Here is a 9,141-nt window from a genome sequence, read left to right as displayed (position 1 = left end):
GGTCCCGGACCGGCGCCTTCCCCCGTGCTCCCCCGTGCTCCCCCGTGCTCCCCCGTTACGAACGCGGCGGCAGGTGCTCCTACTCGCTCGCGATCGCGTTCAGGACGTTCATCCGCCCCGCCCGGAAGGCCGGGACCAGCGCGGCGAACAGGCCCACGAAGGCCGAGGCGGCGAACACCCCGAGGATCGTCGGCCAGGGGATCTCCAGCACCTTGAGGCCTTCGAGCGCCAGCAGCTGCTGCGCGGTGGCGCCCCAGCCCATGCCGAGTCCGAGGCCGAGCAGGGCGCCGAACAGGGCGATGACCACCGACTCCAGCCGGATCATGCGGCGCAGCTGGCGGCGGGAGAGGCCGATGGCGCGCATCAGGCCGATCTCGCGGGTCCGCTCGACCACCGAGAGGGCCAGGGTGTTCACGACGCCCAGGACCGCGACGATGATGGCGAGGCCGAGGAGCCCGTAGACCATGTTCAGGAGCTGGCCGACCTGGTCCTTGAGGGCCTGCTTGTAGTCGGCCCGGTTGCGCACGTCGTACTGCGGGTACTCCGCCACCGCCGCCTTGACCGCCTTGTACGCGGCGGCGTCGGACTCTCCGTCCTTCGCGCTGGCCAGCAGCATGAAGGGGAGCGGCATCCGGTCGGCCGGCACGTTCGCCCGGGCGACTTCGGTACTGACGAACTTCATGCCGTTGTCGAAGGTGCCCTCGTCCAGGGTGATCGCCGCGACCTTCAGCTTGACGGTACTGCCGCCCGTGAAGGCGACCGTCAGCTCGTCACCGAGCTTGACGTGGTGCTCGGTGGCGTAGATCGAACCGACCGACATCGAGTCCTTGCCGTACGCCGCCGCCTGCCGGCCGGCGGCCATCTTGCGCCGCATGTCCGCGGCGTACGTCGGGTCGGTGGCGCCGAGGCCCTCCTCGACGGCGGAGCCGTCGGGGGCGGTGATCTTCGCCTCCACCATGCGGTAGGCGGTGACGTGGTCGAGGCCCTTGACGGCGCGCAGCGCCTGCTCGGTCTGCGGCATGACCAGCTGCCCGCTCTGGGAGTTGATCATGTAGTCCGCGCCGACCGACTTGTCGAGCTCCTCGGTGGCGGAGGCCACCATCGAGGAGCCGACCACCGACAGGCAGGCCACCAGGGCCAGGCCGATCATCAGCGCGGCGGCCGTGGCGCCGGTGCGGCGCGGGTTGCGCAGGGCGTTGCGCTCGGCGAGCCGGCCCACCGACCCGAAGGGCCGCAGCACCGCGCCGGAGAGCACGCGCACCACGCCCGCGGCGAGCAGCGGGCCGATCACGATGAAGCCGATGAGGGTGAAGACGATACCCACGCCCAGCCAGAGCGATCCGGGCCCGGCCTTCTCCGCGGCGGTGGTGAGGTAGAGCCCCGCCCCGCCGATGCCGGTGAGGACCAGGCCGAGGACGGCGCGGACGGCGCCGGCCTTCTTGTCGCCGGGGGTGCCGGACTCGCGCAGGGCGGCCATCGGGGAGACCTTGCCGGCCCGGCGGGCCGGGATGAAGGCGGCGACGGCGGTGACCTTGATGCCGAGCAGCAGGCCGATGACCGGGGTGGTCCAGGCGATGGTCAGATCGTCGGTGGACAGGTGCATGCCCATCTGGCCCATGAGCTTCATCAGGCCGACGGCCAGGCCCACACCCGCGCCGATGCCCAGCACGGAGCCGACGAAGCCGAGGAGGTAGGCCTCCAGGACGACGGATTTGAGGACCTGTCCGCTGTCCGCGCCGATGGCGCGCATCAGGCCGATCTCGCGGGTGCGCTGGGCGACCAGCATCGAGAAGGTGTTGAAGATCAGGAAGATGCCGACGAGGAAGGCGATCCCGGCGAAGCCGAGCATCACGTACTTCATGACGTCCATGAAGGAACCGACGTCCTTGCGGTTGGCGTCCGCGGCTTCCTTGGCGGTCTGCAGCTTGTACGCGTCCGCCCCGACGGCGGTGACGATGTTCCGCTTGAGCTGCTCGTCGCTCACCCCGTCCCTGGCGGTGACGTTGACGTGCGTGAAGGAGCCGGGGGAGCCGAGCAGCGCCTGCTGCGCGGTGGCGGTGTCGAAGTAGACGACGGCCGCACCCGGGTTGGTGACGGTGAAGGCGGCGATGCCGGTGATGGTGGCGCGGATGTCCCCGGTGACGGCGATGGTGCGCAGTTCGTCACCGAGCCCCAGGTGGTGCTTGTCCGCGGTGTCGGCGTCGACCATCACCTCGGTGGGGCCGCGCGGCGCATGGCCGGCGGTGATCTTCATCGACTTGAGCTCGTTGTCGTTCCAGTTGCCCGCGATGGTCGGGGCACCGGTGGTCGAGCCCATGTTCTCGTTCTCGGAGTTGACGACCGTGACGGACATCGACATGACGGCGCCCTCGGCGCTCTTGACGCCCTCCGCCCTCTTCACCTGCTCGACGGTGGAGCCGGCCAGCGTCTCGGGCCTGCCGCGGTCCGGCGTGTCCTCGCCGCCCTTCGCCTCCTTCGGGCTGACCGTCACATCGGCACTGGTGACGGCGAACAGCTTGTCGAAGGTGGCGTTCACGGTGTCGGTGAACACCAGGGTGCCGCAGACGAAGGCGACGGAGAGCATGACGGCGACGGCCGAGAGCGCCATCCGCCCCTTGTGCGCGACGAAGTTGCGCCGGGAGGTCTTCAGGACGGCGTTGCTCACGAGGTCCGCCCGCGCGCGTCGAAATCCTTCATGCGGTCCAGGACCTGCTCGGCCGTGGGCCCGTACATCTCGTCGACGATCTTGCCGTCGGCGAGGAAGATGACGCGGTCCGCGTACGAGGCGGCCGCCGGGTCGTGGGTGACCATCACGATGGTCTGGCCGAGCTCGTCCACCGAGCGGCGCAGGAAGCCGAGGACCTCGGCGCCGGCCCGCGAGTCCAGGTTTCCGGTCGGCTCGTCGCCGAAGATGATCTGCGGGCGGGCGGCGAGGGCGCGGGCGACGGCCACGCGCTGCTGCTGTCCGCCGGAGAGCTCGGTCGGGCGGTGCCGCAGGCGCCCGGCCAGGCCGACCGTCTCGACGACCCGGTTCAGCCACTGGGCATCGGGCTTGCGGCCCGCGATGTCCATCGGGAGCGTGATGTTCTCCAGGGCGTTCAGCGTGGGCAGCAGGTTGAACGCCTGGAAGATGAAGCCGATCCGGTCACGGCGCAGCTGCGTGAGCTTCTTGTCCTTCAGGCCGGTGATCTCGGTGTCGTCGAGGTGGATCTGCCCGCTGGTCACCGTGTCGAGACCGGCGAGGCAGTGCATCAGCGTGGACTTGCCGGAGCCCGAAGGACCCATGATCGCGGTGAACTGGCCGCGGTGGATGTCCACGTCCACCGAGTCGAGGGCGACGACGCGCGTCTCACCGGAGCCGTAGGCCTTGACGACCTTCCGCGCCCGGGCCGCGACGGCTGCATGCCCTCCGGTGTCCCCGGGCCTGGTTTCGGTCATAGCCGTTGTCACGGTGTTTCTCCTTCTCGTCCTCTGCGTGCGTCGCCGTCGTGAAGTCTGTTGCGCGGCGGTCTCCGGCGCGCTGGTGCCCATCGCCGTATCCGACCGGGGGTTAACCCCACCCCCCGGACTCCCGGCCCATGTGAACCAGTTAAGGACGCGCCGCGACCCGTCTCCTCCTCCGCCGGAACGAAAGACCCCCGGCACGTTGTGCGGAGCGTCCCCTAGGGGTCCTCCACCCTTCGGGGGACCTGCTCTGGGGGATACCGCCGCACACGGCAGCGGTGAGAAGGTGTTCCCCGCATGTACGTGCAGGGGGAAGGAATCTTCGTGGGGTCTGGGGAGAGAGCGGACGGAAGATCGGACGGAGGGCCGGACGGCATAGCCGCAGGGAGCGAAGGCCCGTCCGGGGGAGCGGTTTCGGCCAAAGGCGCGGGGCCCGGCACGCCGGCCGGCGGCACGGCGCCGGCACCGGGGCGTCCGCCCGCCCCCGTGGTCGCCTCACTCATGCTCGGCATGGCGCTCGTCGCCCTCGACAGCACCATCGTCTCCACCGCCGTCCCCCAGATCGTGGGCGACATCGGCGGCTTCTCCGTCTTCTCCTGGCTCTTCTCCGGCTACCTGCTGTCCGTCACCGTCACCCTGCCCGTGTACGGGAAGCTGTCCGACACCTTCGGCCGCAAGCCCGTGCTGCTCTTCGGCATCGGGCTCTTCCTCGTCGGCTCGCTGCTGTGCGCGCTCGCCTGGAACATGGCCGCCCTCATCGCCTTCCGGATCGTCCAGGGCCTGGGCGGCGGCGCCCTCCAGGGCACCGTCCAGACCCTGGCCGGCGACCTCTACCCGCTCAAGGACCGGCCGAAGATCCAGGCGCGGATGTCGACCGTCTGGGCCACCTCCGCCGTGGCCGGACCCGCCCTCGGCGGGCTGCTCGCCTCGTACGCGCACTGGCGCTGGATCTTCCTGATCAACCTGCCGTTGGCCGCCCTCGCCCTGTGGATGATCTCCCGTCACCTCGCGGAGCCCGTACGGTCCCCCGGGCGCCGCGGCCCGGTCGACTGGGCCGGGGCGCTGGGCATCTTCGCCTGCGGGGGCCTGCTGCTGTTCGCGCTCGTCCAGGGCGGGGTCGCCTGGCCCTGGCTGTCCGCTCCCTCGCTGGGACTGTTGGGCGCCAGTGCCGTGCTGGCCGCCGTGGTGGTACGGACCGAACGCCGGGCCGAGGAGCCGATCCTGCCGGGCTGGGTGTGGCGCCGGCGCACCATCGCCGCCGTCAACCTGGCCATGGGGGCGCTCGGGCTGCTGATAGTCGCCCCGATGGTGTTCATGCCCACCTACGCCCAGACCGTGCTCGGACTGGGGCCCATCAGCGCCGGGCTGGTCATGTCCGTGATGACCCTCAGCTGGCCGATCACCGCCGCGTTCAGCCAGCACATCTACCGGCGCATCGGCTTCCGGAACACCGCGGCCGTCGGGATCGCGCTGGCCGCGGTGATCCTGTACTCCTTCACCCTGCTCCCCTATCCCGCCCTGCCCTGGCAGCCCGCGCTGATCATGCTGCTGCTGGGCGGCGCCCTCGGCATCTTCCAGCTCCCGCTGGTCGTCGGGGTCCAGTCCACCGTCGGCTGGGCGGAACGCGGGACCGCGACGGCCTCGGTGCTGTTCTCCCGCCAGGTCGGCCAGAGCGTCGGCGCCGCCCTGCTGGGAGCCGTCGCCAACGCCACCATCGCCGCCCGTCTGGTGGACGCCCCCATGCCCGGGCTGCCCGACAACCTGGACGACGTGTCGAAGGCCCTGGGCCAGCCCGGGCTGCTCCCCCAGGCCGCCGCCGACTACCTGCGGGAGGCCGTGGCGGCCGCCGTGGACCACATCTTCCTCGGCGCGACGGGCGCGGCCGTGGCCTCGCTGCTGGTCCTGCTGCTGGTGGCGCCGCGCAGGTTCCCGGTACTCCCCGAGCAGGGCGAGGAGTAACGCGCCGCCCCGGAAAGCGACTTGTCATGACCCCGGCCGGCGGGTAAGTGTGGGGCACAACCGTTTCCGGGGGGACGACGACATGGCATCCGCATTCTTCGCGCTGGCGTTACTCGCCGCACTCGCCGGGCCGCTCGCCCACCGGCTCCGCCGCCACCCGGCCTTCGTCACCGGGCGCGACGGCCGGCTCTCCACCTCCACGGCGCTCGCCCTGGCGTGGACGGTGATCCTGATCTGGCTGCTGCTCACGACCCTCGGCTACGGCCTCATCGCGGGCGGCGGCATCGGCTGGTTCCAGGGCGAGCACGGCCCGCTGTCCTCCCTGACGACGGTGTACCTGCCGCTGCTCGGGGGCCCGTACGCGGCCCTGATCGCCGCGAAGACGGTGGTCGGCACCCGTCTGGAGAACGGCAGCCTGGCCAAGCCGGCGCCCAAGCCGACGGCCACCGGCCGCCGCCCGCTGCGGGAGCTGATCGCGAACGACAGCGGCCGGACCGACCTCGTCGACCTCCAGTACGTCGCGCTCAGCACGGTCACGATGCTCTACGTCGTCCTGTTCTTCCTCTCCGACGTCGGCGCCGGGCTCCCCCGCCTCCCCGACGGGATCTGGGCCCTGACGGGCGCACCGGCGGGCGCCTACCTCGTGAACAAGATGGCCACCCGCCCGAACCCGGTGATCACGGACGTCACCGTCTCCGACGGCCTGCTCACGGTCGAGGGCGGCGGCTTCACCGACCCCCGCCTCACCGTGGCCGACACCACCGTGCCCGCGACCGTGGACCCCGCGACGGGCGCCCTGACGGCCCCTCTGCCGGCCACGGCGCAGCCCCCGTTCACGGTCGTGGTCACCTCCCGCGGCCTGCGCAGCGACCCCTACCGCTACGGGGCCCCGGCCGCGGGCTGAGCCCGGACCGCCGCTACGGGAGCTTGTGGCGGGCGTAGTAGCGGGCCACCCGGGCCCGGTTCCCGCAGGCCGACGCCACGCACCAGCGGCGCCGGGGGTGCAGCGGAAGGAACAGCAGGACGCAGTCCTGTGCTTCGCAGCCGCGGACCGAGGTCACACGCGGGTCCGTCAGGAACTCCGCGACCGCCTCGGCCAGTTCCGCGGCGAGCCGCCGCGCCGGGGCGGCCTCCCGGTGCGCGGCCGCGGTCAGGCCCCCCTCCGCACTCCAGGCCAGCTCACGGTGGGCGGGCGCCGCGGCCATCGCCTCGTTCAGCACGCGCAGCGCCTCGCCCGGCGGCCGCTCCCCGCACCGTACGGCCGCGAGCGCGGGCCGCGCGGCCTCCCGCACGGCCCGTACGGCGGCCACCTCGGCCGCACCCACGTCCCCGGCCGGGGCCAGCCGGCCGGCCTGTTCGGCCAGCCACGCCGCGAGACCCTCCGGCCCGGCGACGAGATCACCCTCGGCGGTCAGGGTGTTGAGGAGGTCCAGTGCGAGGGGTTCACCGGTCAGCGGGAAGACTGTCACGCAACTAATGCTACCTGAGGCGCTTGACCCGTTAGTCATCCTCGGGCAAAACTAATGGCACCAAGCCATCAGGAGGCATGTGATGATCGCGTCCGTCCAGCACCGGAGCATCGACGTCGACGGTGTGCGCGTCGCCTACCGCGAAAGCGGCCCCGCCGACGGCCCCGTCCTGCTGCTCCTCCACGGCTTCCCCACCGCCTCGCACCAGTTCGCCCGCCTGATGGACGCCCTCGGCGACACCCCGTACCGCCTGATCGCCCCCGACTACCCCGGCTCCGGCCGGACCGAGACCCCGGACGGCTTCACGTACTCCTTCGACCGGCTCGCCGAGGTCATGGAGGGCTTCACCGACGCCCTCGGCCTCGACCGCTACGCCCTGTACGTCTTCGACTTCGGCGCCCCGGTCGGACTGCGGCTCGCCACCCGCCACCCCGACCGCGTCACCGGCCTGATCGTCCAGAACGGCAACGCCTACGAGGAGGGACTCTCGGAGGCGGCCCGCGAGTTCGCCGCCCTGCGCCGCGAGGTGCCCGGCGACGAGCAGCGGGTCCGGGGGCTGTTCACCCCGGAGGGCACCCGCTTCCAGTACGAGACAGGGGTCGCGGACACCACCCTGATCTCCCCGGACACCCGGACCCTCGACGTCCACTACCTCGCCCTGCCCGGACGCGCCGACGCCCAGGCCGACCTCGCCTTCGACTACGCCTCCAACTTCACCCACTACCCGGCCTGGCAGTCCTGGCTGCGCACCGCACGGCCACCGGTCCTGGTCGTCTGGGGCGCGGGCGACCCCTTCTTCACCCCGGCGGGAGCGAAGGCCTACCTCCGGGACGTCCCCGACGCCGCCGTCCACGTCTTCGACGGCGCGGGCCACTTCGCCCTGGAAACCCACCTCCCGGCCATCGCCCCCCTGATCGCCGCCTTCCTCACGGACCTCCCGTAGCCGGGCGGGAACCGGGACGGCCCGGCGGACGCGCCGGGCACGGGGTGGGCACGGGGTGGGCACGGGGTGGGCACGGGGTGGGCACGGGGTGGGGTGCCGACAGGGACGCAAGACGTGATGGGTGGCGCGTGCCGGGCCCGAAAGGGCCGAAGCACGGCCCAAGGCGCCCTCCCTCACGCAGTCCCGGCCCGCACCCCACCCCCGGCACCAACCCCGCCCCGCCCCGGGGCAGCCGGGCCCAGACCGCCGCCGAGCCCCCGGCAGGGAGCCGCGGCCGCGCCCCCGGCAGGGAGCCGCAGCCGCGCCCCACCCCGGTCAGCCCTCCGCGGGAGCCCGCCCCGTCAGGGCCGCCAGGCTGGCCCGCACGTGGTTCATGTGCGCTCGCAGCTCCTCCTGCGCCTCCGCGTGCTCCCGCAGGATCCGCTCCGTCTCCCGCCCCACCCGCTCCTCCGCCACCCGCGCCTGCGCGACCGCCTCGGCGGCCAGCGCCTCCGCGTCCTCCTGCCCGTGCCGCGCCGACTCCTCCGCCTCCGCGAACCCCCGCCGCGCCTGCGACAGCCGCCCCTGCGCGTACCGCTCCGCCTCCTCCGCCCGTGCCGCGGACTCCTCCTCCCGCGACGCCAGCTCCCGCTCCGACGCCTCCCACCGCTCCCCGTGCTCCTGCTCGCGCTCCGCGAGCAACGCGTCCGACCGCCGCCGCATCTCCGCCAGCGCGGCCACCGCCTCCGCCCGCCACCCCTCCGCGTCCGCCAGCGCCCCGGCCCGCGCCTCGTCCGCCTCCCGCTGCGCCCGCAGCAGCCCCTGCCGGGCCCGGACCTCCGTCTGGTCGCGCACCGCCTCCGCGTCCGCCCGCGCCAGCTCCGCCACCCGGTCCGCATGCGCCTCGGCCGCACCCAGCGTCGCGGACGCGTCCGCCCGAGCCTCCGCCCGTACGCAGTCCGCCTCTTCCTGCGCCAGCGCCAGGATCCGGCGGGCGCGCTCGCTCAGGTCCTCGTACGTCTGCGGAGCCAGCGCGGCCACCGCCTCGCGCAGCCGCGCCGCCTCCTCCTCCATCCGCCTCGCCAGGACGGTCAGCCGGGCCACGCGCTCCCAGGCCTCGTCGCGGCTGCCGGAGAGCCGCGCGAGGTACCGGTCGACCTCTTCCGTGCGGTAGCCGCGACCGCGCACAGTCGCAATGGGTGCACTCATCCTGGAAGCGCCTCTCTCGCGGGGATTCCTGTCAAGGATGCGCCATTTGCTCCCAGAAGCCGGAATGGCCGGGGGGGGGGCCCCGGAAAGGGGGCCCGCCCCCGGACATATAAAAAAAAAAGAAACCACCACAAAAAA

Annotated in this window: 7 protein-coding genes; 3 read left to right on the top strand and 4 right to left on the bottom strand. The window is 72.7% G+C overall.

Annotation, left to right across the window (positions count from 1 at the left end; translation table 11 throughout):
• Positions 1-79 precede the first annotated feature (79 nt).
• Complete coding sequence (locus ACFCZ1_RS38120) at positions 80-2,608, bottom strand: ABC transporter permease (RefSeq protein WP_376682870.1); 2,529 nt, start codon at positions 2,606-2,608, stop codon at positions 80-82.
• A 53-nt stretch (positions 2,609-2,661) separates the two neighbouring features.
• A complete protein-coding gene (locus ACFCZ1_RS38115) occupies positions 2,662-3,438 on the bottom strand; it encodes an ABC transporter ATP-binding protein (protein WP_376682869.1) in 777 nt (258 codons plus the stop codon).
• 303 nt (positions 3,439-3,741) lie between these two features.
• On the opposite strand from ACFCZ1_RS38115, the gene ACFCZ1_RS38110 reads away from it, so the two are divergent.
• Positions 3,742-5,403 carry an MFS transporter gene (locus ACFCZ1_RS38110; protein WP_376682868.1) on the top strand — a complete coding sequence of 554 codons (1,662 nt, stop codon included), beginning with the start codon at positions 3,742-3,744 and terminating at the stop codon, positions 5,401-5,403.
• A gap of 82 nt (positions 5,404-5,485) precedes the next feature.
• Positions 5,486-6,307 carry a hypothetical protein gene (locus tag ACFCZ1_RS38105; protein ID WP_376682867.1) on the top strand — a complete coding sequence of 274 codons (822 nt, stop codon included), beginning with the start codon at positions 5,486-5,488 and terminating at the stop codon, positions 6,305-6,307.
• 13 nt (positions 6,308-6,320) lie between these two features.
• Here ACFCZ1_RS38105 and ACFCZ1_RS38100 read toward each other — a convergent pair whose 3' ends face one another.
• Positions 6,321-6,872: a CGNR zinc finger domain-containing protein gene (locus ACFCZ1_RS38100; protein WP_376682866.1), complete on the bottom strand. Its 552-nt coding sequence runs from the start codon at positions 6,870-6,872 to the stop codon at positions 6,321-6,323.
• Positions 6,873-6,954: 82 nt separating this feature from the next.
• Here ACFCZ1_RS38100 and ACFCZ1_RS38095 point away from each other — a divergent pair, with 82 nt between their 5' ends.
• Positions 6,955-7,815 carry an alpha/beta fold hydrolase gene (locus ACFCZ1_RS38095; protein WP_376682865.1) on the top strand — a complete coding sequence of 287 codons (861 nt, stop codon included), beginning with the start codon at positions 6,955-6,957 and terminating at the stop codon, positions 7,813-7,815.
• 315 nt (positions 7,816-8,130) lie between these two features.
• On the opposite strand, the gene ACFCZ1_RS38090 is transcribed toward ACFCZ1_RS38095, so the two are convergent.
• Complete coding sequence (locus ACFCZ1_RS38090) at positions 8,131-9,003, bottom strand: DivIVA domain-containing protein (protein WP_376682864.1); 873 nt, start codon at positions 9,001-9,003, stop codon at positions 8,131-8,133.
• Positions 9,004-9,141: the final 138 nt, after the last annotated feature.

It is taken from the genome of Streptomyces sp. NPDC056224, from assembly GCF_042267665.1.
In the GTDB taxonomy this organism is placed as follows: Bacteria; Actinomycetota; Actinomycetes; order Streptomycetales; family Streptomycetaceae; genus Streptomyces.
Note: the sequence above shows the minus strand (reverse complement) of the source record. Positions and strands in the feature narration are given on the sequence as shown.

Excerpts from the sequence above, each read along its gene's own strand:
- ACFCZ1_RS38120 (WP_376682870.1), bottom strand. The coding sequence starts at position 2,608 with ATGGCGCTCTCGGCCGTCGCCGTCATGCTCTCCGTCGCCTTCGTCTGC.
- ACFCZ1_RS38110 (WP_376682868.1), top strand. The coding sequence starts at position 3,742 with ATGTACGTGCAGGGGGAAGGAATCTTCGTGGGGTCTGGGGAGAGAGCG.
- ACFCZ1_RS38115 (WP_376682869.1), bottom strand. The coding sequence starts at position 3,438 with ATGACCGAAACCAGGCCCGGGGACACCGGAGGGCATGCAGCCGTCGCG.
- ACFCZ1_RS38090 (WP_376682864.1), bottom strand. The coding sequence starts at position 9,003 with ATGAGTGCACCCATTGCGACTGTGCGCGGTCGCGGCTACCGCACGGAA.
- ACFCZ1_RS38095 (WP_376682865.1), top strand. The coding sequence starts at position 6,955 with ATGATCGCGTCCGTCCAGCACCGGAGCATCGACGTCGACGGTGTGCGC.
- ACFCZ1_RS38105 (WP_376682867.1), top strand. The coding sequence starts at position 5,486 with ATGGCATCCGCATTCTTCGCGCTGGCGTTACTCGCCGCACTCGCCGGG.